Origin of the sequence: Citrifermentans bremense (assembly GCF_014218275.1) — a bacterium.
Classification (GTDB): domain Bacteria; phylum Desulfobacterota; class Desulfuromonadia; order Geobacterales; family Geobacteraceae; genus Geomonas; species Geomonas pelophila.
On record NZ_AP023213.1, the window covers coordinates 770,218 to 796,098 of the forward strand.

The 25,881-nt window shown below is 63.2% G+C and carries 22 protein-coding genes; 10 read left to right on the forward strand and 12 right to left on the reverse strand.

Translation table 11 applies throughout. The features are described 5' to 3' along the window. Positions 1–105: 105 nt before the first annotated feature. The 6 genes from ppdK (at position 106) to GEOBRER4_RS20260 (ending at position 7,842) form a co-directional block, all read left to right on the forward strand. Positions 106–2,850, forward strand: coding sequence for a pyruvate, phosphate dikinase (ppdK, locus tag GEOBRER4_RS03305; RefSeq protein ID WP_185244219.1), 2,745 nt, complete (start codon positions 106–108; stop codon positions 2,848–2,850). Between the two features lie 168 nt (positions 2,851–3,018). Beyond that, positions 3,019–3,219: a cold-shock protein gene (locus GEOBRER4_RS03310; RefSeq protein ID WP_085813881.1), complete on the forward strand. Its 201-nt coding sequence runs from the start codon at positions 3,019–3,021 to the stop codon at positions 3,217–3,219. Between the two features lie 92 nt (positions 3,220–3,311). After that, positions 3,312–3,761 carry a YaaR family protein gene (locus GEOBRER4_RS03315; protein ID WP_185244220.1) on the forward strand — a complete coding sequence of 150 codons (450 nt, stop codon included), beginning with the start codon at positions 3,312–3,314 and terminating at the stop codon, positions 3,759–3,761. A gap of 36 nt (positions 3,762–3,797) precedes the next feature. Next, positions 3,798–4,628, forward strand: a complete 831-nt coding sequence (locus GEOBRER4_RS03320; RefSeq protein ID WP_185244221.1) for a PstS family phosphate ABC transporter substrate-binding protein — start codon at positions 3,798–3,800, stop codon at positions 4,626–4,628. 155 nt (positions 4,629–4,783) lie between these two features. Further along, entirely contained in the window at positions 4,784–5,617 is an 834-nt protein-coding gene (locus tag GEOBRER4_RS03325) for a PstS family phosphate ABC transporter substrate-binding protein (RefSeq protein ID WP_185244222.1), read from the forward strand. After that, positions 5,614–7,842: a putative bifunctional diguanylate cyclase/phosphodiesterase gene (locus tag GEOBRER4_RS20260; protein WP_185244223.1), complete on the forward strand. Its 2,229-nt coding sequence runs from the start codon at positions 5,614–5,616 to the stop codon at positions 7,840–7,842. Before GEOBRER4_RS03325 ends, GEOBRER4_RS20260 begins: the two co-directional genes overlap by 4 nt. A gap of 262 nt (positions 7,843–8,104) precedes the next feature. Here the strand turns inward: GEOBRER4_RS20260 and GEOBRER4_RS03335 are convergent, their stop codons facing one another. The 6 genes from GEOBRER4_RS03335 to GEOBRER4_RS03360 all read right to left on the reverse strand — a co-directional run bounded on the left by GEOBRER4_RS03335 (position 8,105) and on the right by GEOBRER4_RS03360 (position 13,285). Beyond that, positions 8,105–8,761 (reverse strand): fumarylacetoacetate hydrolase family protein, encoded by a 657-nt coding sequence (locus GEOBRER4_RS03335; RefSeq protein WP_085813876.1) that lies wholly within the window; start codon positions 8,759–8,761, stop codon positions 8,105–8,107. 17 nt (positions 8,762–8,778) lie between these two features. Next, complete coding sequence (locus GEOBRER4_RS03340) at positions 8,779–9,735, reverse strand: TIGR01212 family radical SAM protein (RefSeq protein ID WP_085813875.1); 957 nt, start codon at positions 9,733–9,735, stop codon at positions 8,779–8,781. Then, complete coding sequence (gene thiE, locus GEOBRER4_RS03345; protein WP_185244224.1) at positions 9,736–10,392, reverse strand: thiamine phosphate synthase; 657 nt, start codon at positions 10,390–10,392, stop codon at positions 9,736–9,738. It abuts the gene before it with no gap. After that, positions 10,389–11,171 carry a thiazole synthase gene (locus GEOBRER4_RS03350; RefSeq protein WP_085813873.1) on the reverse strand — a complete coding sequence of 261 codons (783 nt, stop codon included), beginning with the start codon at positions 11,169–11,171 and terminating at the stop codon, positions 10,389–10,391. Before GEOBRER4_RS03350 ends, thiE begins: the two co-directional genes overlap by 4 nt. A 71-nt stretch (positions 11,172–11,242) precedes the next feature. Further along, on the reverse strand, positions 11,243–11,470 hold the full coding sequence (thiS, locus tag GEOBRER4_RS03355) for a sulfur carrier protein ThiS (protein WP_085813872.1): 228 nt from the start codon (positions 11,468–11,470) through the stop codon (positions 11,243–11,245). A 186-nt stretch (positions 11,471–11,656) separates the two neighbouring features. Beyond that, a complete protein-coding gene (locus tag GEOBRER4_RS03360) occupies positions 11,657–13,285 on the reverse strand; it encodes a sensor histidine kinase (RefSeq protein ID WP_185244225.1) in 1,629 nt (542 codons plus the stop codon). A gap of 325 nt (positions 13,286–13,610) precedes the next feature. Between GEOBRER4_RS03360 and GEOBRER4_RS03365 the strand changes: the two genes are divergently transcribed. Beyond that, entirely contained in the window at positions 13,611–14,393 is a 783-nt protein-coding gene (locus tag GEOBRER4_RS03365; RefSeq protein WP_085813870.1) for an IclR family transcriptional regulator, read from the forward strand. 35 nt (positions 14,394–14,428) lie between these two features. Here the strand turns inward: GEOBRER4_RS03365 and coaE are convergent, their stop codons facing one another. Together coaE and GEOBRER4_RS03375 are read right to left on the reverse strand one after the other, a co-directional pair. Continuing rightward, a complete protein-coding gene (coaE, locus tag GEOBRER4_RS03370) occupies positions 14,429–15,058 on the reverse strand; it encodes a dephospho-CoA kinase (RefSeq protein WP_185244226.1) in 630 nt (209 codons plus the stop codon). A gap of 43 nt (positions 15,059–15,101) precedes the next feature. After that, a complete protein-coding gene (locus GEOBRER4_RS03375) occupies positions 15,102–16,739 on the reverse strand; it encodes a DUF342 domain-containing protein (protein ID WP_185244227.1) in 1,638 nt (545 codons plus the stop codon). Positions 16,740–17,144: 405 nt separating this feature from the next. On the opposite strand from GEOBRER4_RS03375, the gene GEOBRER4_RS03380 reads away from it, so the two are divergent. The 3 genes from GEOBRER4_RS03380 (at position 17,145) to GEOBRER4_RS03390 (ending at position 22,064) form a co-directional block, all read left to right on the forward strand. Then, positions 17,145–19,157: an FAD-dependent oxidoreductase gene (locus tag GEOBRER4_RS03380; RefSeq protein ID WP_185244228.1), complete on the forward strand. Its 2,013-nt coding sequence runs from the start codon at positions 17,145–17,147 to the stop codon at positions 19,155–19,157. A gap of 57 nt (positions 19,158–19,214) precedes the next feature. Then, the gene (locus tag GEOBRER4_RS03385; protein ID WP_185244229.1) at positions 19,215–21,683 is read left to right on the forward strand and encodes a molybdopterin-dependent oxidoreductase; all 2,469 of its coding nucleotides are present in this window, start codon (positions 19,215–19,217) and stop codon (positions 21,681–21,683) included. Positions 21,684–21,827: 144 nt separating this feature from the next. Then, the gene (locus GEOBRER4_RS03390) at positions 21,828–22,064 is read left to right on the forward strand and encodes a hypothetical protein (protein ID WP_185244230.1); all 237 of its coding nucleotides are present in this window, start codon (positions 21,828–21,830) and stop codon (positions 22,062–22,064) included. A gap of 10 nt (positions 22,065–22,074) precedes the next feature. Here the strand turns inward: GEOBRER4_RS03390 and GEOBRER4_RS03395 are convergent, their stop codons facing one another. From GEOBRER4_RS03395 to GEOBRER4_RS03410, 4 genes are all read right to left on the reverse strand, one after another. Next, positions 22,075–22,629, reverse strand: a complete 555-nt coding sequence (locus GEOBRER4_RS03395) for a menaquinol oxidoreductase (protein ID WP_085813864.1) — start codon at positions 22,627–22,629, stop codon at positions 22,075–22,077. Between the two features lie 22 nt (positions 22,630–22,651). Then, a complete protein-coding gene (locus GEOBRER4_RS03400; protein ID WP_185244231.1) occupies positions 22,652–23,500 on the reverse strand; it encodes a cytochrome C in 849 nt (282 codons plus the stop codon). A gap of 94 nt (positions 23,501–23,594) precedes the next feature. After that, entirely contained in the window at positions 23,595–24,950 is a 1,356-nt protein-coding gene (locus tag GEOBRER4_RS03405; RefSeq protein WP_185244232.1) for a polysulfide reductase NrfD family protein, read from the reverse strand. Positions 24,951–24,952: 2 nt separating this feature from the next. After that, positions 24,953–25,861 (reverse strand): 4Fe-4S dicluster domain-containing protein, encoded by a 909-nt coding sequence (locus GEOBRER4_RS03410; RefSeq protein ID WP_085813862.1) that lies wholly within the window; start codon positions 25,859–25,861, stop codon positions 24,953–24,955. Positions 25,862–25,881: the final 20 nt, after the last annotated feature.

The window sequence follows — 25,881 nt, forward strand, 5'->3', positions numbered from 1 at the left end:
GCCGTAGGCGCCTGGAAAGACAGGCCTGCGGCTGTTTGCCTTTGTAAAAAATAATGTGTATACTCTAAGCTTCAAACTTATTAAAAACATCCAAGGAGGGTTTCAATGGGAACGAAGTACGTCTACTTTTTCGGCGCTGGCAAGGCGGACGGCAACGCCAAGATGAAGGAGCTCCTGGGGGGGAAGGGCGCTAACCTGGCCGAGATGACCAGTATCGGCCTCCCGGTCCCCGCCGGGTTCACCATCAGCACCGAGGTCTGCACCGAGTACTACAAGAACGACCGGAACTACCCGGCGTCGCTGGCCGCAGAGGTGGAGCAGAACCTGGCCCAGGTCGAGGCGCTCATGGGCAAGAAGTTCGGCGACGCCAAGAACCCGCTCCTGGTCTCGGTCCGCTCCGGCGCCCGCGCCTCCATGCCGGGGATGATGGACACCATCCTGAACCTGGGTCTCAACGACACCACGGTGCAGGGGATCATCGCGCAGTCCGGCGACGAGCGCTTCGCCTACGACGCCTACCGCCGGTTCGTGCAGATGTACTCGGACGTGGTGATGGGGATGCCCAAGGACGAGATGGAGCACCTTCTGGAGCAGAAGAAGGACGCCCGCGGCGTGCACCTCGACACCGACCTCAAGGCCAGCGACTGGAAGGAGCTCGTGGGCGAGTTCAAGGCTAAGATCAAGGCGACCCTCGGGGTCGAGTTCCCCGAGGATCCGAAAGAGCAGCTCTGGGGTGCCATCGGCGCCGTGTTCGGCTCCTGGATGAACCAGCGCGCCATCACCTACAGAAGGCTCAACAGCATCCCCGCCGACTGGGGTACCGCCGTCAACGTCCAGTCCATGGTCTTCGGCAACATGGGGAACGACTGCGCCACCGGCGTCGCCTTCACCCGCGACCCCTCGACCGGAGAGGACTACTTCTACGGCGAGTACCTGGTGAACGCCCAGGGCGAGGACGTCGTGGCCGGCATCCGGACCCCGCAGCCGATCAACCGCGCCAAGTACAAGCCGGGCGACCTCCCCAGCATGGAGGAGGTGCTCCCCGACTGCTACAAGCAGCTGGCGGAGATCCGCGACATCCTGGAGCGCCACTACCAGGACATGCAGGACATCGAGTTCACCATCGAGAAGGGGATCCTCTACATGCTGCAGTGCAGAAGCGGCAAGAGGACGGCGAAAGCCGCCATCAAGATCGCGGTCGACATGGTGGCCGAGAAGCTGATCGACGAGAAGACCGCGGTGCTCCGCGTGGCTCCCAGCCAGCTGGACCAGCTGCTGCACCCCTCCCTTGACCCCAACGCCGAGAAGAAGGTGATCGCCAAGGGGCTCCCTGCCTCGCCCGGCGCCGCGTCCGGCGAGGTGGTCTTCACCGCCGACGAGGCCGAGACCCTGGCGAAGCTGGGGCACAAGGTGATCCTGGTTCGCGTCGAGACCTCCCCCGAGGACATCCACGGCATGCACGCCGCACAGGGGATCCTCACCGCCCGCGGCGGCATGACCTCGCACGCGGCGGTCGTCGCCCGCGGCATGGGCAAATGCTGCGTCGCCGGCTGCGGCGACATCAAGGTCGACTACGCCCAGGCGCAGTTCGTGGCCAAGGACGGCAGCGTGATCAAGAAGGGTGAAGTGATCACCCTGGACGGCTCCACCGGCGAGGTGATGAAAGGGGCGGTCGCGACCGTGGCTGCAGGGGTCGGCGGCGACTTCGGCACCCTGATGGGTTGGGTCGACAAGTTCCGCAGGATGAAGGTCCGCGCCAACGCCGACACCCCGCACGACGCGAAGACCGCCCGCGACTTCGGCGCCGAGGGGATCGGCCTTTGCCGCACCGAGCACATGTTCTTCGAAGCGGACCGCATCGCCGCGGTGCGCGAGATGATCCTCTCCGCGGACCTCGAAGGAAGGAAGAAGGCGCTCGCCAAGATCCTCCCGATGCAGAAGGGAGACTTCAAGGGGCTCTTCCGCGAGATGAAGGGGCTCCCGGTCACCATCCGCCTCCTCGACCCGCCGCTGCACGAGTTCCTCCCCCAGGAGGACAAGGACATCGAGGCGCTCTCCGCCACCATGGGGGTGTCGGTGCAGACCCTGAAGCACAAGGTGGAGTTCCTGCACGAGTTCAACCCGATGCTGGGGCACCGTGGCTGCCGTCTCGGCATCACCTTCCCGGAGATCTACGACATGCAGGTCCAGGCGATCATGGAAGCCGCCTGCGAGCTGGTGAAGGAAGAGGGCTTCGAGATCGTCCCCGAGATCATGATCCCGCTGGTGGCTACCACCAAGGAACTCGCGGTCATGCGCGCCAACGCCGTCACCGTCTGCGAGGACGTGATCAAGCGCTACGCGGTTAAGGTGCAGTACCTGATCGGTACCATGATCGAGCTGCCGCGCGCAGCCATCACCGCCGACGCCATCGCAGCCGAGGCGGACTTCTTCTCCTTCGGCACCAACGACCTGACCCAGACCACCTTCGGCCTTTCCCGCGACGACGCCGGCAAGTTCCTCCCCTTCTACGTGGAGAACGGCCTCCTCGAGGACGACCCGTTCGTGACCCTGGACCAGCAGGGTGTAGGCGAACTGGTGCGCATGGGGTGCCAGAAGGGGCGCCAGACCCGTCCCGGGATCAAGCTCGGCATCTGCGGCGAGCACGGCGGCGACCCGGCCTCGGTCATCTTCTGCGACTCGGTCGGTCTCGACTACGTCTCCTGCTCCCCCTTCAGGGTCCCCATCGCGCGCCTCTCGGCCGCCCATGCGACCCTGAACGCCGAGGCCAAGGCCGCTTCCGCGGGCAAGGGATGCGGCTGCGCGGGAAAGGGGAGTGACGCCTTGCAGCAGCCCGCGGCGACCGCCTGACTCCGGCAGGCGGCACCCGGCAAAGGCGTCTCCTGTAGCCGGCAAACTTGACACGCTTTTCATAAACGTGTAATACGGCAGGCAGCAGATGCGTCCAAGACGCAAAAGGGGCGGCCGGCGCGAGCCCGCCGCCCCATATAACACGAAGCAGCAAGGGGAGAAAAAGTAATGGCAAACGGTGTGGTGAAATGGTTCAACGACGCTAAGGGATTCGGCTTCATCGAGCAGGACAACGGGGTGGACGTGTTCGTGCACTTCTCGTCGATCCAGGGAGACGGATTCAAGTCGCTCACCGAGGGGGACTCGGTCACCTTCGAGGTCGTGCAGGGCGCCAAGGGGCCGCAGGCCGCCAACGTGGTAAAGAACTAGCCACCCTGTCTACCTTCCTCGGGCCCCGGGACCTCCGGGGCCCTTTTCATTTCCCTCCCGGCGCGGGCGCCGGGGGCGCGGAGTGCCGCCTGATGCGCATCAACGAAAAATCGGAATCACGCTCCATCGCCAAGAAAGGGAAGGGGGTGCCGGCCAAAGGGGTTGCCGGTTCCTCCGGCGAGCTCTTCGCCGGCCGGCTCAGCGCCATCGCCAAGAGCAGCACCGAGTACGAAGGGGAGCTGCAGCGCCTGAAGGAGGAGATCGAAAAGGCGGGGGAGGTCCTGGAGAAAGAGCCGACCATCGCCAACTTCAAGGCCTTCCGCGAACTGTTGGGCACCATGGCCCGCAAGGTCTCGGCCGAAGCTTACCGGGTCGAACTTCTGAGCGGCGGGGTGACCGGGCGCGCCCACGAGGTTATTTCCGTCATCGACAAGGAGGCGGACCTCCTCTACCACCTGGTGATGCGGGAGCAAAAGGACCACATCCGCATCGTCGCCCAGATCATCAGGATCAAGGGGCTCGTGGTGGACTTCCTGCTATAAAAAGCATCCCGTGAACCAACAAAAAAGGAGCGCATCATGTCTCACCCGCATCTCACCCGCAGGGTCGCTTCCGCCTTGCTCCTTCTCCTTTTGTCTTGGCAGTCAGCCTCGGCCGCCGAAACCATCAGGATCAACGGCACCGGTTGCGGCGTGACCCTGATGAAGCCCTTGATCGCTGCCTTCCAGAAGAGCCACCCGGACGTGACTTTCGAGGCTCAGAAAAGCGTCGGCTCCGCAGCTTCGCTGAAGGCGATCGCCAAGGGCGCCCTGGACATCGCCGTCCCGGGGCGGGACCTCAAGCCGCAAGAAAAGCTCCCCACCCTGGCCTGGTACGAGTACGGCAGGACTCCCTATGCGGTCGTCACCCACCGCGACACCAAGCTCGACAACGTGACGACGGGACAGCTCGCCGCCATGTTCGCCGGGACCCTGGGCAAATGGGGGAACGGCGACTTCGTGCGCGTGGTTCTGCGTCCGAACGACGACATAGACACAACGGTGCTGCGTTCGCTTTCCCCGGAGATGGACCGGGCGGTGACCGCCGCGCACGCGCGACCGGACATGCTGATGGGCATCACCGACCAGGAGACCTTCGAACACCTCAAGAAGACCGCAGGAACCGTCTCCTTCATCCCCCTCATCATGCCCCTCTCCGAGCCCGGCACGGTCAACGTCGCACGCCTGAACGGGGTGCCGGCGACCCTGCCCAAACTCGCCGCCGGGAAGTACAGCTACGCCAAAAGGATCTTCCTGGTGACCAGGAAGGACCCCTCCCCTGGAGTGAAGGCGTTCCTGCAGTTCCTCGAGTCGAAGAAGGCGCGGGCTCTGGCGCAGAAGCACGGGTTGCTTACCTCAGCCGCCAGGTAGGGGAGGGGGGCAGTTTCGTGCAGTTCGCCCGCTCATGAATGTCGGCCTTGAGGCTTTTCATGAGCAAAAAAACTCAAGCGCGGAGGCCTTAAGGCCGATAAGTTGAGCGGCGGTTTATCGCCTGTTCATAAAAGGATAATTGCGGAGGAAGTTGCATGAGCATTTTCGAGAAGCGGTTTGTCCCCATCGCTTTGGCGCTCTGTCTGTCGCTTTTGGGGGGGCGGGCAGCGTCGGCCCAGGAGATCGTCAGGGTCAGCGGCACCGGAGCAGGAGTGGCCCTGATGGGGCCGATCATCGAGGCCTTCGAGAAAGAAAACAGGGGGGTCCGGGTTCATCTGGAGAAAAGCCTCGGGAGTTCGGCGTCGATCAAGGCGGTCGCCAAAAACGCCCTGGACCTCGCCATAACAAGCCGTCAGCTGAAGCCGGCGGAGAGCGCCGAGGGGCTGTTAGTGTCCGAATACGGAAAGAGTCCCTTCGTGGTGGTCACCAACCTGCGCACCAAGGAAAGCAACGTTTCGCTGAACGAGGTGGCAGGCATGTTCTCCGGGAAGATCCCCAAGTGGTCCAACGGCGACTACGTCCGCGTGGTGCTGCGGCCCAACGAGGATTCCGACACCAAGATCCTGCGCGCCATTTCGCCGGAGATGGATCTTGCCGTGACCGCAGCTCAGGCGCGCAAGGACATGCTGCTCGGTATCACCGACAACGACGCCTTCGAGTCGGTGAAAAAGACCCCGGGGACCATTGCCTTCATGGCGCTCACCCTTCCCCTCTCCCAGCCCGGCGGCATCAAGATCATGCAACTGGACGGCAGGCAGGGGAGCGTTACCGCCATGGCCAGAGGGAAGTACCCCTTCGTGAAGCCCTTGTACCTGGTGACCAGGAAGGGGGCTGCGCCGGCGGTGGACAAATTCGTAAGTTTTCTCAATTCGAAGAAAGGAAAGTCGATTGCAGCGAGGCACGGACTGCTGACGGCCGGGAATAAATGACCCAGGAGAGCCAAAACATCAGGCGCAGGACCACGTTCATCGCCTTAATCGTTTCGGCGATGCTGACGGTGGTCCCGCCAGCCATCTATTTCGTCATGTCCTTCTCGCATATGAGGGGCGTCATCGAGGCCGAAGGGGAGATCAACGCGCGCGTCGTCGGCGCCCTCGTGGTGGAGAACCCACGGATGTGGGAGTTCGAGGAGCTGCGCCTTAAGGAACTGCTGGGGCGCCGCTCCAAGCCGGACGTGAAGGAAGTAAGAAGGCTCTTCAACCTGAAGCACGAGGTGATCGCGGAGAGCGGGGAGCCGTTGCAGCGTCCGGTTTTTTCCCTCTCCTTCCCCGTTCACGACGCCGGGCACGAGGTGGCCTTCCTCGAGGTCTCCCGCTCCCTTTTCCCGATCCTGCTCAGGACCCTGCTCTTCCTTCTGGGGGGCGCCCTGGTGGGGGGCTACGCCTTCTTCCGGCTGAGGACCGTGCCGCTGCGCGCCCTCGACGAGGCGTACAAGGTTCTGAAGCAGAGCGAGGAGAAGTACCGCGCGGTCTACGAGTCGCTCAACGAGGGGCTCGCGCTTTACCGCGCCTCAAGGCGCGAGGACGGCTCCGCCGATCTGGTGCTTACCGACGTGAACCCCGCGGCCATCACTGTGTTCGGCTTCCGCAGGGACGACATCGGCAGCTGGATCACGGAGCTTTTGGACGGGCTCTTCGTGGAGAGCGCGGAGCTGATCTTTTCGGCGCTGCAGGCCCGGGGCGAGGTGACCCTGGAGCTTGAGCAAAACACCACCGGGCGCATCTTCGCGCTCACCGCCTTCCCCATGGGTTACGGCATGGTGGCGACGCTGCTCGAGGACGTCACGGAGAAGAAGAGGACCGCCGAGCAGTTGGAGCGGCTCGCCTATTACGACAGCCTGACGGGGCTCTTGAACCGCAGCATGCTTTTGGACCGCATGGAGCAGACCATCGGGATGGCGCATCGGGAGGGGTTGAAAGTGGCGACCCTGTTCATGGACCTGAACGGCTTCAAGGTGATCAACGACACCCTGGGGCACAAGGCGGGGGACCAGATCCTGATCGAGGTGGCAAAACGCCTGCAGAAGTCGGTGCGAAAGAGGGACACGCTGGCGAGGCTTGGCGGGGACGAGTTCGTGGTGGTGGCGACCTTCGAGAAGGACGACAACGCGAGCAGCATCGCCAAGAACCTGATCGGCTGCATCACTCCCGCCTACGAGGTCTGCGACCGGGAGGTTTACGTGGGGGCGAGCGTGGGGATCTCCGTTTTCCCCGATGACGGCGACGTCCCGGAGACCCTGCTGAAAAACGCCGACATCGCCATGTACAACGCGAAGAGCAAGGGGAGTGGCGACTTCTGCTTCTACAGTGCGCAGCTGAACGAGAGGCTGCACGAGCGGATGCAGCTGGAGTTCAGGCTCAGGCGCGCCCTGGATAGGGAGGAGTTCTTCCTGGAGTACCAGCCCATACTGGACGGGAAAACCGGGCGCATCAACGCGGTGGAGGCGCTTTTGCGCTGGAACGATCCGGAAAAGGGGAGGGTGATGCCCGACTCCTTCATACCGCTCGCCGAGGAAACCGGCGTTATCCTCCCCCTGGGCGAATGGGTGCTCCGCACCGCCTGCGCCAAGGTCAGGCAGTGGCAGGACGCAGGGGTCATGCCGGTGCGGATGGCGGTGAACATCTCCGGGAAGCAGTTCACCCAGGGGGACCTCTCGAAGACGGTGGAGGAGGCCCTGCAGCAAAGCGGGGTCCACCCCTCGTGGCTCGAGCTGGAGCTCACCGAGACCTGCCTGATCCACAACGTCGAGGATACGGTGAAAAAGCTCTTCCGCCTCAAGGGACTGAACGTCTCGCTAGCCATCGATGACTTCGGAACCGGCTACTCGTCGCTGCAGTACCTGAAGAACTTCCCCATCGACCACCTGAAGATCGACCGGGGGTTCATCAATAAACTCTGCGACCTCCCGGATGACCGGGCCATAGTCGACGCGATCATCGGCATAGCGAAGGCGATGGACCTCCATGTGATAGCCGAAGGGGTCGAGACGAGGCAGCAGGCGGAGTACCTGGCAGGACGCGGCTGCGACGAGTTCCAGGGGTACTACTTCTACCGCCCGCTCTCAGAGGAGAAGCTCCTGGAGGTCCTTTCCAGCGAGGCTGCTGCCGGCGCTCCTCCCGGCGAAGAGGCATCGTGGCTTGAGCTTCAGGCCTAGAGACAAGGTGAAGGGCGCCGCACGCGGATGCGACGGATGGCGCGTATAGAGGCAGATAAAACGGAAAAAGGGGGGCTCTTCAGAGCCCCCCTTTTTTTTATTCACCGCAGCCGCATCCTTTGGATTTGGGATCCAGGGGGGCCTTCTTGCCGCACTTCTGGCACCGCCAGAAGAGGCCGCCTCAACCGGGTATCAGCACCATGAGCCCCTGGCAGTCGGGGCATTGCTGTTCGTTTTTCATCCTCTTTTTCTCCTTTAATTGTTATTTTACAGACACCTCAAGTCTCCCCACCCCGGTGATCTCCGCAACCACCCGGTCCCCGCTCTTGATGGGGCCTACGCCGGCCGGGGTGCCGGTCAGCACCAGGTCCCCCGGCTCCAGGGTGAAGATGGAGGAGAGGTAGGAGACAAGTTCGGGGATGCGGTGGATCATGAGCCCGGTGGAGCCGTCCTGCCTTTTGACCCCGTTGACGCTCAAGGTGATGTTGAGCGCCTGCGGGTCGGGCACCTGGTCCCTGGGGACGAAGTCGGAGAGGGGGCAGGCGGTGTCGAAACCCTTGGCGATCTCCCAGGGAAGCCCCTTTTTCTTCTGCTCCGCCTGCACGTCCCTCAAGGTGAGGTCGATGGCGACGCCGTAACCCGCCAGATGCCCGAGCGCCTCGGCGGCCGGGATATTGCTCCCGCCGGTGCCGATCAGAAGCGCCAGCTCCGCCTCGTGGTGGCAGTCGCTGGAGTAGGGGGGGATGACGATCTCCTCCCCCTCGCCGATGACGCTGGAGGCAGGTTTCATGAAGATCACCGGGCGCTCCGGGGTCTCGTTGCCCAGCTCCTTGATGTGGTCGGCGTAGTTCCTCCCGATGCAGAGGATCTTGCCGATCCGGTATTCCTTCGCCTCTCCCTTTAGCCTTGCCGTCTTCATGGTCCTCCTCGCTTTGGCTAGCCGTTCGCCGCTCGCATCTCGCGCTCAAGCCGGCAACCCTGCCAGCTGCCGCGCCTCTTCAGCTCGTTCACGACGGCGTACCACATCTGGTTGTTCTTCAGGTTCCAGTTGGGGGCGACCCGGATGGAGAGGGGCGCGGAACCGTAGAGCCTCTGGATGGAGATCCTGGGGGAAAGTTCCTCCAGGAAGTCGCAGGCCCCCCCGAGGTACTCGGCAAGGGAGATGGGGACGTAGCTCCCGTCGCGGTACATGCTGGCGAGCCTGGTACCTTCCACCGCGTGCAACTGGTGCAGTTTCACCGAGGTCACCGGGAGCGACGACAGGAGCCGCGCCCCCTTGACGAAGCCGCTCCTCTTCTCGCCGGGGAAGCCGTAGATCAGGTGGGTGCAGATGTCCATGCCGCGGCCGGCGAGCCGCTCCACCGTGGCGAGGTACTCGGCGAAGCTGTGGCCGCGGTTGATCCCGGCGAGGATGGCGTCGTCGATGGACTGAAGCCCCAGCTCGACGCAGACGTAGCGGTCGCGGGCCAGCTCGGTCAAAAGATCTATGGCGTCGTCGTCGATGGAGTCGGGCCTGGTCCCGACCGAGATCCCCACCACGTCCGGATGCGAAAGCGCGCGCCGGTACAGCTCGGAGAGCCTCTCCACCGGGGCGTAGGTGTTGGTGAACTTCTGGAAGTAGACGATGAACTTCCGGCTCCCCAGCCGGTCGCGGTGGTAGGCCATCCCCGCCGCCATCTGCTCCTCGATGGGGATGACGGCCAGCGTGTCCTTGGGGGAGAAGGAGCTGTTGTCGCAGTAGATGCAGCCGCCGGTGCCGCGGCTGCCGTCGCGGTTGGGGCAGGTGAAGCCGCCGTCCACGTTCACCTTGGAGACACGGCAGGAAAAGCGCCTTCTCAGGTAGGAGCCGTAGGAGTTGATGCGGAGTTCGCTATGGATCTGGGAATCGGTCATTTACTCGGCATGCTCCAGGGGAGGGAGAAGGGCGATGAGCCTCTTCGCCGCCTCGCGCGGGTCGGGGGCCGAGAGGACGGCCGAGATGAGCGCCACGCCGCGCACCCCGCACCCTGCGGCCTCGACGCAGTTTTCCAGCTTGATCCCTCCGAGGGCGAAGACCGGGATCTGCAGCGTCCTGGCCACGGCCGCGAGCTTCGCGGTCCCCACCGGGTCGCCGTAGGGGGCCTTGGAGGGGGTGTAGTAGACCGGGCCGAAGGTGATGAAGTCCGCCCCCATCTCCTGCGCGGTGATGGCCTGCGCCTGGTTGTGGCAGGAGACCCCGATCAGCTTGCGCTCCCCGAGGATGCGCCGCACCTTGTAGATGGGGAGGCTCGCGCTTCCTATGTGGACGCCGTCCGCCTCGACTGCGAGCGCTATGTCGGCGCGGTCGTTGATGATGAGTTTGGCGCCGTAGCGCGAGGTCAGGCGGCGCAGTTCGTGGGCCGTCTCGTAGAGCTCCTTGCTGGAGGCATCCTTGTCGCGGTACTGTACTGCGCGCACTCCCCCCTTGAGCGCTTCCTCGACCACCAGCTCGAGGGGGCGCCCCTTGGTCTCCTCCCTCCCGGTGATCAGGTAGAGGTTGAAGTCTATCCAGGGGGATTCCAGCTCTTTCACCCGATGAGCCCCGCCAGTGGCGACGAGGCGCTGGCGTAGAGCTTCCTGGGGATGCGTCCGGCGAGGTAGGCGAGTCTTCCCGCGCGCACGGCGCAGTTCATCGCCTCGGCCATGGCGACCGGGTCCTTCGCCCCGGCGATGGCGGTGTTCATGAGCACCCCGTCGCAGCCAAGCTCCATGGCGATGGCCGCGTCGGAGGCGGTCCCGACGCCGGCGTCCACGATGACCGGTACCTTGACGGTCTCCAGGATGATCTGGATGTTGTAGGGGTTGCGGATGCCGAGTCCGCTGCCGATCGGGGCCCCCAGAGGCATCACGGCGGCGCACCCCATGTCCTCGAGCTTTTTGCAGATGATCGGGTCGTCGCTGGTGTAGGGGAGGACGGTGAAACCTTCGGCCAGAAGCACCTTGGCCGCCTTCAGGAGCTCCTCGTTGTTGGGGTAGAGCGTCTTCTCGTCCCCGAGCACCTCGAGCTTCACGAAATCGGAAAGCCCCGCCTCGCGGGCCAGCCGGCAGGTGCGGATGGCGTCCTCGGCGGTGTAGCAGCCGGCGGTGTTGGGAAGCAGCGTGTACTTCTTCAGGTCGATGTGGTCGAGCAGCGACTCCTTGCTGCGGTCGGAGATGTTGACCCTTCTCACAGCGACGGTGATGATCTGCGCCCCGGAGACCTCGATGGCGCGCACCATCTGCTGGAAGTCGGCGTACTTTCCGGTGCCGACCATGAGGCGGGAGTCGAATTCGCGTCCTGCTATGACGAGCTTGTCGTTTGTCTGGGTCATCTCGATTCTCCAATCTGGTATGTACGGAAAGCTCCGGGGAGACCCCCAGGGCCGGGTGCGGCGGGCGCTCGTTATCCTGCCTTGGGCAGGGAAGCCGGCAGGCTTCCCCCTCCCACGAACTGGACGATCTCCAGTGTGTCTCCCTCTTTGAGGTGCGTGGTCGGGTACTGTGCCTTGGGGAGGATCTCCAGGTTCAGCTCGACGGCGACCCGGCGCGGGTCGATGCCCAGGGAGAGGAGGTACTCTTGAACGGTAAGGGGATCGATGGATACGGCTTCGCCGTTGGTGGTGATGTTCACTGCTGCTCCGGTGTTGCGCGCTGCGGTTGGCGGTTCTCCCTCCCCGGGGCCTTCTCAGGGCCCGCAGGCCGAGGGGGCGAATGCCGTAAACTATCAATATGCCTTGCCGCTGTCAATCGTTTTCTTCCGCGCAGTTGCGCTGTCACGGGGTGGGGAAGAGGGGGGTGTCCTCCACTGTATACGCGGTCAGGCGCAGGGGGGGGAGGAGCTTTCCTCGAGCGAAGCTTGCCGGGAAGTATGGGCTGGGGAAGTAGCTGCTTGCTCAGGGAGAGGGAGCGTCACCGTGAACGACGTTCCCACCCCGACCTCGCTTACGACGTCGATGTGGCCGCCGTGCTCCTGGACTATGCCATAGGAGACCGAGAGTCCGAGGCCGGTCCCCTTGTTCGCCTTGGTGGAGAAGAAGGGGTCGAAGATCTTGGTGAGGTTTTCCTGCGGGATGCCGCAGCCGTTGTCGTGAATGGCGATGTACGCCTGCCGCTGGTCCGGGTCCGCGCCGGTGGCTATGTGCAGCACCCCCTCGCCCAGCATGGCGTGGCCGGCGTTGACGAACATGTTGACCAGCACCTGCTCGATCTGGTTCGCGTCGATTAAAAGCAGGGGGAGCCCCTCGTCGTACTCCCTGATGATGGTTATGTCCTGGAACAGTATCTGGTGCTGGATCAGGGTGAGGGCGGCCTCCGAAATCTCGTTCAGGCAGTGGAGCTCCTTTTGCGGCGTGGAGCAGCGGGCAAATTCCAGGAGCCCCTTCACGATCCCCGCGCAGCGCTTGGTCTCGCGGATCACCGTCTCGATGTCGTTTTTGAGCGTCTCGTCCAGCTTCTGGTTGCTCTGGATCAGCGAGGAGAAGACCAGGATCCCGGTGAGCGGGTTGTTGATCTCGTGGGCGATCCCCGCAACGAGCTCCCCCAGGGAGGCGAGCTTTTCGCTCCGGATCAGCTGCGCCTGCATCTGGGTCACCTCGTAGGTCCTTTGCTGAACCATCTCCTCGAGGTCCCGCCCCCATCCCTCCAGGTCCTCTCGTGCCCTCTTCAGGTTCAGGGTCATCGCGTTGAAGGATTCGGCCAACTCCCCCATCTCGTCGTTGGCGAAGCTGTGCACCAGGCCGTCCAGCTCGCCGCGCGAGAGCATCTGGGTGTGTTCCAAAAGCTCGCGCACCGGCCGGTTCACCAGCTTCTGGGTCAGTAGGGTGATGCAGAGGGCGGTGAGCGTGAGAACCAGCAGGGTGAGGGCGATGCTGCGGTTGCGATAGGCGTCCAAAACGGAGTACATCCGGTCCAGCGGGACCACCACGTCCAGGATCCCCAGCACCTTGAAGCTCTCCGGGTGGAAGTGGCAGCTCGCCGTGTAGCAGCTCTCCTCGTTGTAAATGGCGTTGGTGATACCCAGAAGTTCGCCGCCGCCGGCCCTGAAAAAGCGCCGGCTCCTGTGCTTGGATGAGGCGGTGAGAAGGAGATGCGCCCCCCCGTGGCAGACGGAGCAGACCTTCGCGTCCTTTTGGAGCAGCGTCCCGGTTTCGGCCCCGTCGGTGGAAAAGATGATGCGGCCGGTCTTGTTGATCAGCCTGATCCGCTCGACCCCCTGCTGGCTCCCCATCTCCTCGATGGTCTTGTAGAACAGGGGGCGGTCGTCCCTGAGCATCTGGTTGTGCGTGGCGCGGAGGATGGTTTCGCTGATGCGGTCCGCCTCGGAGATGGCCTCCTGCAAAAGCAGGCCCTGGAGGCTGCGGAAATTCAGATAGGCGTACAGGGCCATGGTGCTCAGGAGCACCAGGCTGGTGGCGATGGCGAGTTTGGAAATCAGGTTGAGACGCACAGGGCTCTCCGTATATGGGAAGCTGCCGCAGTCGTATTGGTCCTGGATAAAATCGCAATGCTACATGCTTTTTTGCTGCTTGACTTATTTAGAACATTATTCTACATTTTCACTGCGTCCGGATTTTCCCCCGTTTCCTCCCGCCGGGACAGCGGCCTGCACTGTTTTGACGGCGGCTGGGGAGGGGGGGCTGGTGGTGTAACGGCTAGCGCGAGTTTAATCACATTAAAACCGATTATCAAGCTATTTATTTTCTTGACACCTTTTGTTAAATGGCCTAGTTAATACTGTTTGAAATTTTTCCACAACAGAATAGGTGCAGCCAATGGCGAAAAAAGAGAAATCCGAGTATATCATCCAGGCCGTTTCGCACGCGCTCGACCTGCTGGAGCAGTTTCACGACGAGGTGGACGAGCTTGGCGTGACTGAGTTGAGCAAGAGGCTCAAGCTCCATAAAAACAACGTTTTCAGGCTTCTCGCCACCCTTGAGTCGAGAAACTACATCGAGCAGAACAAGGTTACCGAGAACTACCGGCTGGGGCTGAAGACCCTGGAGCTGGGCCAGACCTTCATCAAGCAGATGGGTCTTTTGAGGCAGTCCCGCCCGGTGCTCGAAGCGCTGGTGAAGGAGTGCAACGAGACCACCTACGTCGCGATCCTCAAGGAGTTCCACATCGTCTATCTTGACGTGGTGGAGACCGACCTGACCGTGAGGGTTGTCCCCAGGGTCGGCGCCCGCCTCCCCGCCTACTGCACTGCGGCCGGCAAGGTCCAGATCGCCTACATGACCGACGAGGAGCTGGAGAACTACCTCCCGACCAAGGAGATGAAGCGCTACACCCCGAAGACGGTCACCGACCGCGAGGAGCTGAAGAAGCACCTCAAGGTGATCGCTGAGCAGGGGTACGCCATAGACGACGAGGAGATGGATGTGGGGGTGAAATGCGTCGGCGCCCCGATCCGCGACTACACCCGCAGGATCATCGGCGCGGTGAGCATCTCCGGCCCCTCGATGCGCTTCACCGACGAGCGCCTGGAGAAGGAGCTGATCCCGCTGGTGATCCGCTCCGGCGAAGAGATCTCCCAGAAGCTCGGTTACCACAAATAAAGAAAAAGGCCCCGTCCGCGGGGCCTTTTCTTGTTTTAGCTCTTGGGCTCGTCGGAGTGGGATCCCTCCGCGGCCAATATCTCCTCGCGCCAAAGCCTCAGCACCTCAGCCTCCAGCTCCTCCCTGCTCCCCCGGTTGTCGATTACGACCCTTCCCAGCCGCCTTTTCTCCTCCATAGGCATCTGCGACGCTATGCGCGCCAGCGCCCCTTCGCGCGAGAGCCCGTCACGTGCCATGAGCCGGGCCAGCTGTGTCTCGTGGTCGAGGTAGACCACCCAGACCTCATGCACCCGCGAGGTGATTCCCGCCTCGATCAGAAGCGGCGCCACGTAGAAGGCGGTCTTCACCCCCGCCCTTTTCAGCCGCGCCAGCTTCTCCTCGGCACGCTTCCTGATGGCGGGGTGGGTGATCGACTCCAAAAGGCGTCTTTTCGCCGGGTCCGCGAATACCACCTCCCCCAGCGCCGCGCGGTTCAGGCTCCCGTCCGGGTTCAAGACCCCCCGCCCGAAGCTCTCCGCTATCTGAGCCAGTGCGCTCTCTCCGGGTTCCACCACCTCCCTGGCCAGCTGGTCCGCGTCGATCACCTGTGCGCCGAGCCGCTCGAAGATGGCGGCCACGCTGCTTTTCCCCGAGGCTATCCCCCCGGTGAGCCCTATGACGCGCATGGCGCAGGACCGGGAAACGTACCCGGTTTGGTTGAAACGATTTTCATGAGTAGATTATCCCTTCTTCTCCCAGGGCGAAGGTCGGGTTCATCAGGTCCTCCTCGATCTGCAGCGCCGTCGAGCCGATCCTGATCTGTGCGCCCAGGAACACGTCGCGCTCCACCACCACCTTTGCCTGGGCGTTGATCTCCATCCTCTTTTGCAGCCTTTTCTCCTCGCTCACCAGTTCGGCTATGTCGCCCTCGTACTTGACGTAGATCCGCTGCTTCAAGGCCAGAAGGCCCGGCTCCATGCTCCCGGGGTTGTCCCGCACGTAGGCTAGGGTCTTCGCCAGTTCCTCGATGAGGCGCCCCTTCTCGGCGAGCGCGTCCTGCACGATCTCGAGCTTTTTGTTCAGCGCCGGGTCGACCCCGACCTCGATGACGGTGGGGACCCCCGCGTGGGAGCCGATCACCTGGGCATGCACCAGCGACACGGCACGGCAGATCCCGCCGATGATGTGCCCCTTGCGCGCCCCTTTTTCGCCGACCGTGATGCTGGTCCCGGAGGTGAGCTCGCTCTGCATCGCCAGTTCCTTGACCACGATCTCGCCGCCGGCGTTGATGATGGTGTTCTCGGCGAACTGCACCCAGACCGACCCTTCAGCGTCGAGCTGCGCCATATCCTTGAGGTTTTCCACCTTTCCCTGCGCCGCCTTGCCGTGGCCGATCACCCCGCCGTTGACGACGATGTTCCCTCCGGCCTTGATCCGCGCCGCTTCCACGATCCCCCCGACCGTGATGTCGTGGGTGGCGCTCACCTCCATCCCTTCCAGCACGTCCCCTTCGATCTCGAGGGATCCCTTGAAATGGAGGTTGCCGGTGGATAGGTCCACCCGCTTCACCTTGTAAACCGGATCGACGATAACCCCGCGCGTGACGAGCATGGGATGGCCGGAGATGGCGGCGATCAGCAGGTCGCAGTCGGTGAGATCGCAGGCGATCCCGGTGAGGTTTTCGGCGAAGGGGTAGTCGACCCCGTCTGTGGTGGGGATCTCTGTGCCGTGCAGGTCCATCCCCGGGATTCCCATGGTGGGGTGGGTGCGGCGCAAAAGCGGATCCCCAAGGCTCACGCTCACGATGTTCCCAACGTTGCGGTAGTCGGCTGTGTCGTTTTCGGAGAGCTGCGGCGCCTGGACGGTCGACTCGGGTATCAGCGAGATGAACTGGGTGTCCTCGCCCGGCACAGGTTGGGTTCCCGCCGCGACGACGAGGTTCGATGCCTCCCCGGCCTCCAAGGCGTGCTTGATCTCGTCGTAGAGGACGCCGTAGACCACCCCTTGGGCAGCCAGTTCCGCCTCCACCTCCTCTAGCGTGATCCGGCGGCCGCCGTAGGCGGGCTTGATGGTCATGGTTGCCTGCATCAGGTCATCGGAAACCTTGACGGTGAAGGAGGCGTCGCGCCGCTCGCCTATCTGCAGGGAGAACGGCATGGGCGCCACCTCCCACTTCTTCAGGAACTGCCCGAGCGCCTCCTGAGAGACAAAGAGTTCCCCGTACCCTTCCAGGACCAGCGCTTCGCGCAGTTGCTCCTCGGTGAGGCTCCCCTTGTTCGGTACGAGTGCGAACGACGCGATGAGCGCTTTTTGCTCGGCGTTCAACTTGAGTGTGATACCCGTCCCTTCTAGATGGTTGCTCTGCATAACTCCTCCGCCCATGCTCGCGTTTTTCTTATACGCGCTGTCGCAATATATTATCGGCATTGCGCGGGAAATGTTTAATCTCTGCTCAAACAGGAGGGTGTTTTTTTGCCGGAGAGGGGGGGCGCTTCCGGCCGAAGCCTTAGCGTGGGTGGATGTTAGGTCGGAATCAGGTTAAAAACAACCATTAAATTCGGCGGGGGGAAAGTGGCCGCGCGCGGGGCTCGCCCCCTGGTGCCGTATACGTGCTACACAGGCGATAATCCGAGCGATTTTTCGCTTGATTAGAGGGGAGTGATGTGGTAAAAACTGGATACTGTATACAATCTGACCCGTACGATTTGCTTAATAAATGTAAACATTTAGCCGTTAAAAAGGTGAAATCTAACAGCTATTTCGGAGGCCTAAGTGGCAGAGGTTGTTTTTTCCAGCTGGGGCAGAAACATAGTTGATAACCGCAAGGGGGGCGAGGCCAAAGAGGTCAGCTTCAAGCTCCCGGTCAGCTACGACGGAGAGCGTCCGCTTTCGGCCTTCATCGGCTGGGACGGGATCATCCTGTACAACAAGGACGTCGACGTCCCCGCCATGGTCGCCGAGTACATGAAGCGGGTGCAGACCAAGTACGTCTGCGGCAAGTGCACCCCCGGGAAGAAGGGGACGCGGGTCATGATGGACGCCCTGGCGGCGGTCGTCGATGGGCGCGGCAGCGAGAAGGACCTGGACACCATCCTCGACCTGGGCGAGGTGCTCAAGCACTGCAAGTGCACCCTCTGCCCGAGCTCGTCGGTGCCGGTGATCGACGCCGTCACCCACTTCCGCGACGCCTTCGTCAACTACATCCGCGGCGCCAAGAGCCTCTCCAAGGAGTTCAGCTACATCGAGAAGTACACGGCGCCCTGCATGGACAAGTGCCCGGCCCACATCGACATCCCCGCCTACATCGAGGCGGTGAAGGATTACCGCTTCGGCGACTCTTTGTCCACCATCCGCGACTCCATGCCGCTTCCGTCCGTCTGCGGGCGCGTCTGCCCGCATCCCTGCGAGACTGCCTGCCGCAGGAAGAACGTCGACGAGTCGATCAACATCATGGTGCTTAAGCGCAGCGCCTCCGACTACGAATGGCAGCACGGCCACCTCCCCCCCATGGTCCCCAAGGCGAAGAAGTCCAAGAAGGTGGCCGTCGTGGGCGCCGGGCCTGCGGGCCTTGCCGCAGCCTACTACCTGGCGCTGGAAGGGTACCCGGTAACCATCTACGAGGCGCTTCCTATCGGCGGCGGCATGGTGGCGGTCGGCATTCCCCCCTACCGCCAGCCGCGCCACCTCTTGCAGCGCGACATCGACATCATCTCTTCGCTCGGCGTCGAGATCATCTACAACACCAGGATCGGCAAGGACATCACCCTCGACGAGCTGAGAAAGAAGTTCGACGCGGTCTTCCTCGCCCCGGGCGCGCACCGCTCGAAGCCGATGGGGGTCGAGGGGGAGGACAAGGGTTACAAGGGCTTCCTCACCGGCGGCATCGATTTCCTGAGAAACGTCTACCTGGGCCTTCCAACCGGCATGGGGAAGAAGGTCTTCGTGGTCGGCGGCGGCAACACGGCCATCGACTGCGTCAGGGTGGCGCTCAGGGAAGGGGCCGAGGAATCGGTCCTGGTCTACCGCCGCTCCAGGAAAGAGATGCCGGCGGACGTCTGGGAGGTCGACGGGGCGGACGAGGAAGGGGTGCGCTTCGAGTTCCAGGTGCTTCCGACCCGCGTGGTCGCCAACGACAAGAACGAGGTCACCGGGGTCGAGCTGATCAGGATGGCCATGGGCGAGCCTGACGCCTCCGGGCGCCGCCGTCCCGAGCCGGTACCGGGCTCCGAGTTCATCATCGAGTGTGACACCATCATCCCGGCCATCGGCCAGGATGCTGATCTCTCCTTCATCCCGGCCGAGGCGGGGATCGACACCACCAAGTGGAGCACCATAGTCACCAAGCACATCCCGCTGGCGGGGGCGGACGGCAAGCCCTTGAAGGACGGGATGGGGAACGACCTCTCCAGGACGCTGATCACCAACTGCGACGGCGTCTTCGCCGGGGGGGACGCCGAGATCGGCCCGCTCACCGTCGTCGCCTGCATCGGAAGCGGCCACCGCGCCGCCAACGTGATCGCCCGCTACCTCGAAGGAAAGGGGGTCTCACTCACCGACCAGGAGCGGATGGAGGACATCCTCACCTACTTCGGCGTCTACGACAAAAACGAGGACGTCCAGTGGCTGGACAGCGCCTCCCGCGAGCACCAGGCAGAGGTGCACGGCAAGGAGCGGGCGAGCTACAAGAACTACTGCGAAGTGGAGCTCGGCTACGCCAACAGCCAGGCGGTGCGCGAGGCGGAGCGCTGCCTGCGCTGCTACCGCGTCGCCATGGTGGCGGTCTGAGGGACGCCCGGCAGGACCTGTTAAATTCTATTTCACGGAAATATTGAGGTTTCTTATATGGTCAGCTTAACCATCGATGGCAAAAGCGTGCAGGTCGAAAAAGGTACCACCATACTGGAGGCCGCGGCCACAGTCGGGATCAAGATCCCGACCCTGTGCTGGCTGCAGAAGGTCTCCCCGACCGGCGCCTGCCGCGTCTGTGCCGTGGAGGTCGCCGGCGTGGAGCGCACCATGACCGCCTGCAACACGCCGGTCAAGGAAGGGATAGCGGTAACCACCGACACCCCGGCGCTCAGGGAAGCGCGCAAGAAGATCATGGAGCTCATGCTGGTGAACCACCCGCTGGACTGTCCGGTCTGCGACGCCGGCGGCGAATGCGACCTGCAGGATTCCTGCTACGCCCTCGACGCGACCAAGCAGGAGTACTCGGCGGTCCTCGAGCGCCGACCGATCCGCTACGACTGGCCGCTCATCGAAAGCGACCCCAACCGCTGCATCCTGTGCGAGAAGTGCGTGAAGGTGGACCACGAGATCGTCGGCTGCGACGCCATCGAGGTGGTCAACAAGGGGGAGGCGGCCATCATCGACACGGTGGACGGCAAGCCCCTCAACTGCGAGTTCTGCGGCAACTGCGTCGCCGCCTGCCCGACCGGCGCGCTCATCACCAAGCCCTTCAAGTTCAAAGGGCGCCCCTGGTCCTTCAGCACGGTCCCCAGCGTCTGCGCCTTCTGCGGCGCCGGCTGCCAGATCGACTACCACGCGAAGAACGGCCGCGTCGAGCGAGTGACCAGCGACGACGGCAGCTACAACAACGGCAACCTCTGCATCAACGGCCGCTTCGGCTACCGCTACCTCCACTCGCTGGAGCGGATCGCGGACCCGATGCTGCGTGACGGCTCCGGCCGCTTGGCGAAAGCCGACTGGGAGACCGCCCTCAACACCGCGGCAGAGAAGCTCAAGCAGATCGTCTCCAAAGACGGCGGCAAGGCCGTGGCGGGTCTGGGCTCCCCCAGGGTCACCAACGAGGAGAGCTTCCTGTTCAAGAAGTTCCTCACCGAGGCAATCGGCAGCGCGAACCTCGACTCCGAGGCGCGCCTTGGCTTCGCCCAGGCTCAGGCCCAGATGACCCGCCGCTTCGGTTTCACCGGCGCCAGCACCACCATCGACGCACTCGATAACGCCCAGGCCATACTGGTCTTCGGCTGCGACCTGAACGCCGAGGCTACCGGCCTCGAGTACCGCGTGATCAAGGCCGCCACCAAGAAGGACGCGCGGCTTGTCCTCGTCAACATGCGCGACGTGAAGCTCAGGAAGTTCTCCAACGCGCACCTCAAACACCTTCCGGGGAGCGAGCTCTCCGTGATCTACGCCCTGATGAAGGGGATCCTCGCCGCAGGCGGCGCGCTCCCGGCGGGCTCCGAGGCGATCCAGGAAGCATTGGCCCAGCTTTCGATGGCGGACCTCTGCCAGCAGGCCGGTATCACCGAAAAGGCCGTGGCCGACGCCGCCGCTCTCATAGCCGGCAAAACGAGGGTCTCCGTCATCTTCGGCGCGGACCTGATCAGAAGCGCAGACGCCGCCGCGAAGATCTCCGCGCTCTCCGACCTCGCCATCCTCACCGGTTCGGCCTCCCAGGGAGGCGGCGGGCTCTTCCCGATCGACGCGAAGAACAACACCGTCGGGCTTTTGGACATGGGTGTCGTCCCGGGAGCAGACGGGAAGGACCTCTGGGGGATCGTGGATGGGATCGAGCAGGGTTCGATCAAGGCGCTCTACCTCCTTGGGTGCGATCTGGCCTCCTTCCCGGACAACCAGAGGATCAGGAAGGCGCTTGCGAAGCTGGAGCTCCTCATCGTTCAGGACGTGTTCCAGGGGGATTCCCTTGAGTACGCCCACGTGGTCTTCCCCGCCTCCGCCGCCGCGGAGAAAAGCGGAAGCTTCACCTCGCTCGACAACCGGGTGCAGCCGATCTTCAAGTCGACCGCGGCCCCAGGCGCCGCCCGTGAGGACTGGGCGATACTCGCCGAACTCTACGGCAAGGTCACCGGGACCGTCCCGTCCTTCACACCGGCAACCATAATGGCGCAGATCAAGAGCGAGGTCCCGGCCTACCAGCCGTTTGACGGCTCCAGGAACGGCTTCGTGAAGTCGACCAGCGGCAAGGCAGCTCCGGCTCTCGCCCCCGTAGGCAAGCCGGCCGCCCCCGCGCAGCCGAAGTTCCAGCTCCTGGTCGGCCCGATTGGGTTCCACAACGGCACCTCCACCACCCGCTCCGACGCCAACCTGAGCGTCGCACCGGCAGGGTTCGTGGAACTGCACCCGGCAGACGCCGCGCAGTTGGGCGTAGCCGAAGGGGGGAGCGTCAAGGTGGTCTCGGCGAGCGCCTCCTTCACCGCGCCGGCCAAGATCAGCGACAAGCTGCAGCCGGGCCTGCTCTTCGCCCCCTCGCACTTCAGGGAGCTTAACGCCAACGCGCTTCTGTCCGGCGGCTGCAACCTGGCCGAGGTCAGGGTGGAGAAGGGATAACCCCTGCACGCGCATCCGCACACACAACCAAAAAGGCCCCGGTTTTCGACCGGGGCCTTTTTGCTGGCAAGCGACGACGGCAAATGATAGGCTGGCTTGGGTTTGCCGGCGCAGCACCAAGCCGCATCTAACGGGAGGTGTACCATGGACGAGAAACTGGCACGCGTGGCGGCCCTGGCCGGTACCAACGGCGAGGTCGCCGAAACTCTGGACAAGGTCCTCACCGGTCCCAACGATCGCGCCTACCTGGTCTGCAACTACCTGGATTGCAAGCTCAATATCAATGGGCACTGCACCATCTACACGGTGCTGGACGTGCCGCGCATGAAGACCGGTGAGCCCTGCAAGAGCTACGAGAAGCGGCAAGCGACGGGGAACTGAGGCGAGGTAGTTACATCTCGGGAGGTTCTTCCTCGGGGGGGAGTCGGCCGTTTCGGTCCAGGAAAGCGAGCTGTTCGGTCCTTTTCCCGACTTGGTCGCTGCAGAAGGTCCAGATGCGGTAGCTCTCCAGACAGAGGATGGTGAACCCGGCGCCGAAGACCGCCCAGTAGTTGTCAGCCAGCGCATCGGCGAAATAGTAGAAGAGGTAGAAGCCGGCCAGGTAGCCTACGTGGCAGAAGCTGCTCGGGTGCCTGAGCCCCGCCATCATCCGGGAGAGGCTCAGGATGATGGCTGAAAAGGTGTAGAGCACCAGCACCAGGCTGATCATCAGCGGCGTTGGGGGCGCTCCCAGCGCCTGGATCACCGTCTGGGGCGAGGGGAGGAACCAGAACTCGCGCCAGGCCAGCATGCTCAGCACCAGAAACAGGGAAAGCGCCCAGAGTCCCCGGTTCGAGAACCTCTTCAGGCGCGTTATCTCGTCGAGCAGCCCCTGGCGCAGCGCGGCCTGCGAGTCGCACGGCGCCTGTTCCATAACCCCTGTCTTATCGTTCTCCGCCTGCTCCATCTACACACTCCACTGGCCGCAGTTACAGCTGCTTATTCTGGCAGACGGTCCCACTGTTGACTGGCTTGAACGATTCCTGTTCGATCTCATTTAATTTTACTCTAATAAAGTAGTAAGACTGGGCGATCTTGTCAAGCTCATAGGGCAGATTCTTAGGACGCGTAGCCTCCGAGTTCTTCGCGCTTCTCTCTGTGTATTCCTGTAACTTCTTCATCGGCACCAGCACGATCATCTTTAACAGAGTTATCACTCCGGCTACTGTCAGCACCAGGGTCAAAAGTGAGAAGATCAGCATCTGGATCCTGATCGAGGCCAGCGCCCCTTGCGTCGCCTCCTGGGAGAGCCCGATATCCAGGGTCCCCAGGACCTTTTGCGATGCGGGGTGGAAGTGGCAGGCGGCGTTGGCGCATTCGGGGTCGTTGTAGATCGGGGCCGTTATCGCCAGTACCCCGAGCCCATCGGCGGTCTTGAACTGCCGCGCCTTCTGCATGCTCCCCAAGGTGGTGACCGGCGCCTCCTTCTCGTGGCACATGACGCACCCTTCGGCCTTCTTGTCCACCTGGCGGTTCACCTCCTCGGGCTTGGAGGAGAAGGCGACCACACCCTTCTTGTTGAAGATCCTGACGTGCTGCACGCCGCTTTGCGCACTGATGTTCTGGATGATGGCCCGGTTCAGTTCGGCGTCCGACTTCATCATGGCGTAGCGGGTGGATTTGAGCACGATCCCGGCCAGGTTGTTCGCCTGCAGTATCGAGTCGCGGATCACCACCTGCTTTATGGCGGCGTAGAGGAGCACGAAGCAGACCACCAGAAATCCGGTAACCACTATGCCAACGGGGACCAGGGCCCTTCCTGCGATCTTGTCGAACATGGCGCCATCTCCCATCTTTGCGCTCGTCGCGCGCCTTTCCCTGGCGGCCCGCCGGACCTTCGTGTCCAGCGGGCCGCCGCTCGTATCACGAGGTTCAATCCAGTTTGGTCATGTTGCTGTAGGAGGCAACGGCCACGGGGCTCGCCTCGCGGCGGCCTGCGGCGGGAACAGTCACCGTCTCGGTTACCGGGACCTCTTCCTCCTGCTGCCTCCACTTGTAGAGGATGGGGAGGCGGTACAGGATGAAGCGGTACACCACGATGTAGATGGCGAAGATGGTCAGGCTGATGACGACCTCGCGCCAGGGGGGGATCTCCCTTTCCGGCAGCTTCCAGTTGAAGGTGATGATGGCGGTGTTGACCCGGTTCAGCACCACGCCGAAGACTGTGGCGAAGGCGCCAAGGCGGACGATGTTCACCTTGCGGGTGTGCACGCCGTAGGTCATCAGCACCAGGGGGAGCATGAAGCCCAGGATGATCTCCAGCATGAACCACTGCCCCCAGCCGCTGTCCAGGTAGCTCCACTTGTTGTCATGCGCGATGCCGATGAGCTTGATGGTGATGTAGGTGGCGATCCCCATGCAGGCCCCCTTGGCGAGGCTCACGGTGCAGCGGTCGAGCTTTTCGCGGAACCTTCTGTCGGCGCGCCATCCCATGAACTTGGAGGCGATGGTGCTGACCGTGATCACCATGCAGAGGCCGCCCGGAAGCGACGACACGAAGAAGTGCAGCCACTGGAAGGACGAGGAGTACCAAAGCGGGTGCACCTTGCCGGGCGCGTAGGTGAAGAGCGCGCCGAGCGCCCCCTGGTGCAGGGTGGAGAGGATGATCCCCGAGACGGTGAGCCCCAGGGTGATCCTGCGCACCCCGCGCTTGCCCGCGGGGAACCCTATCCACTCGAAGAACGCGGTCGACACCTCGGCGACCTGCACCGAGAGGTAGGTGGCGACGTGCCAGGCGACCAGGAACAGGACCGCGGCCGGGCCGAAGGAGACCACCATGGGGTAGGGGAGCCTCCAGGGCTGCCCCAGGTCCGCCAGGAGGTAGACCACGGCGAAGAAGTACCCCAAGAGCCCGTTCAAAAGGGCGAGCCGCTCGATCGGCTCCAGGTCGTGGCGGCCGAAGATCTCGCAGGCGGTTCCCAGCTGGAACCCCGAGGAGGAGAGCGGCACCATGGCGAAGAGGCCGAAGCCGAGGAAAAGCCCCCAGGGGTAGTCGTTGGAGCCGCTGGTGGCCCAGGCGAGCCCGAAGACGAAGCGTCCCAAAAGGATCGGGATGCCGATGGCGAAGATGGCGGCGAGGATCCAGTTGAAGGGGTTCCTGAACGCCTGCAGCAGGTACTGGCTCGGGGTGAGCCCCAGAAGGAGCTTCTCGACCACGGTCCGCTTCCTGCCGGACTCGTCATAGGGTGAATCGACGACTGCCAAACCGTGCTTGATCATGTTTTTCATGGTTAGCGGTCCTCCTCTTTGGATTCGGTGTCATGCCCCTCGCTCCCGGCGTCGTGCTTGGAGAGGAGGTGTATCCCGGAAAAGAGCGCCGGCCAGATGGAAAGCACCATGGGCACCATGCCGAGGAAGTCCTTCACGTTGGAGATGATCGGGTCGTTGCTGAGCGAAGGGTCGAAGCCGATCTTGTCGAACTCGGTTCCGGAGAGGTAGAGCCAGCTGGTCCCCCCCACCTCCTTCTCGCCGTAGACGTGGTCCACGTAGCGGTCGGGGTTGGAGCGGATCCGCTCGTGGGCTACCTTGATCAGGTCGGCCCGGTGCCCGAAGGTGAGCGCCTCCTGGGGGCAGATCTCGACGCAGGCGGGGGGCTTGCCTACCTTGAGCCGGGTGTCGTAGCAGAGGATGCATTTCTTGATCACCGGGTTGGTCACGCTCTCGTAGTCGTACCCGGGGACGTTGAAGGGGCAGGCGATCATGCAGTTGCGGCAGCCGACGCAGACCTTGGAGTTGTAGATGACCGCACCCTCCTTGGTCTTCGTGTAGGCGTTGACGAAGCACGAGGTGAGACAGGCCGGCTCGTTGCAGTGGTTGCACTGCACCTTGCGGTACACGGGGCCGCCGGGCTTTTGTTTCTCGTACTGGTTCACCACCGTGTAAGCCTTGGCCGTCGGGCGGCGGGGTTCCTCGAACACCGACTTGTCGTCGAACGAGGTGTCGGGCTCAGGCAGGTTCTGTTCCTTGTTGCAGGCAGCCTCGCAGCTGCGGCAGCCGATGCAGCGGGTGGTATCCACCAGGACCCCCATGGACTCCGGGTATCCTTCGAAGGAACCGCTTGCCCACCCCTTGTTGGTCTTCCCCATCGCTATGGTGGTCCCGCCTATCAGGCACGCCTTCAGGAAATTTCTTCGTTTCATCAGCGTCCTCCTCAAATCAT

Coding starts and splice junctions, on each gene's coding strand:
- ppdK (WP_185244219.1), top strand. CDS start 106: ATGGGAACGAAGTACGTCTACTTTTTCGGCGCTGGCAAGGCGGACGGC.
- GEOBRER4_RS03325 (WP_185244222.1), top strand. CDS start 4,784: ATGAGCATTTTCGAGAAGCGGTTTGTCCCCATCGCTTTGGCGCTCTGT.
- GEOBRER4_RS03400 (WP_185244231.1), bottom strand. CDS start 23,500: ATGTTCGACAAGATCGCAGGAAGGGCCCTGGTCCCCGTTGGCATAGTG.
- GEOBRER4_RS03365 (WP_085813870.1), top strand. CDS start 13,611: ATGGCGAAAAAAGAGAAATCCGAGTATATCATCCAGGCCGTTTCGCAC.
- GEOBRER4_RS03315 (WP_185244220.1), top strand. CDS start 3,312: ATGCGCATCAACGAAAAATCGGAATCACGCTCCATCGCCAAGAAAGGG.
- GEOBRER4_RS03410 (WP_085813862.1), bottom strand. CDS start 25,861: ATGAAACGAAGAAATTTCCTGAAGGCGTGCCTGATAGGCGGGACCACC.
- GEOBRER4_RS03320 (WP_185244221.1), top strand. CDS start 3,798: ATGTCTCACCCGCATCTCACCCGCAGGGTCGCTTCCGCCTTGCTCCTT.
- GEOBRER4_RS03335 (WP_085813876.1), bottom strand. CDS start 8,761: ATGAAGACGGCAAGGCTAAAGGGAGAGGCGAAGGAATACCGGATCGGC.
- GEOBRER4_RS03340 (WP_085813875.1), bottom strand. CDS start 9,735: ATGACCGATTCCCAGATCCATAGCGAACTCCGCATCAACTCCTACGGC.
- GEOBRER4_RS03350 (WP_085813873.1), bottom strand. CDS start 11,171: ATGACCCAGACAAACGACAAGCTCGTCATAGCAGGACGCGAATTCGAC.
- GEOBRER4_RS03390 (WP_185244230.1), top strand. CDS start 21,828: ATGGACGAGAAACTGGCACGCGTGGCGGCCCTGGCCGGTACCAACGGC.
- GEOBRER4_RS03405 (WP_185244232.1), bottom strand. CDS start 24,950: ATGAAAAACATGATCAAGCACGGTTTGGCAGTCGTCGATTCACCCTAT.
- GEOBRER4_RS03310 (WP_085813881.1), top strand. CDS start 3,019: ATGGCAAACGGTGTGGTGAAATGGTTCAACGACGCTAAGGGATTCGGC.
- coaE (WP_185244226.1), bottom strand. CDS start 15,058: ATGCGCGTCATAGGGCTCACCGGGGGGATAGCCTCGGGGAAAAGCAGC.
- GEOBRER4_RS03385 (WP_185244229.1), top strand. CDS start 19,215: ATGGTCAGCTTAACCATCGATGGCAAAAGCGTGCAGGTCGAAAAAGGT.
- GEOBRER4_RS03395 (WP_085813864.1), bottom strand. CDS start 22,629: ATGGAGCAGGCGGAGAACGATAAGACAGGGGTTATGGAACAGGCGCCG.
- GEOBRER4_RS20260 (WP_185244223.1), top strand. CDS start 5,614: ATGACCCAGGAGAGCCAAAACATCAGGCGCAGGACCACGTTCATCGCC.
- GEOBRER4_RS03375 (WP_185244227.1), bottom strand. CDS start 16,739: ATGCAGAGCAACCATCTAGAAGGGACGGGTATCACACTCAAGTTGAAC.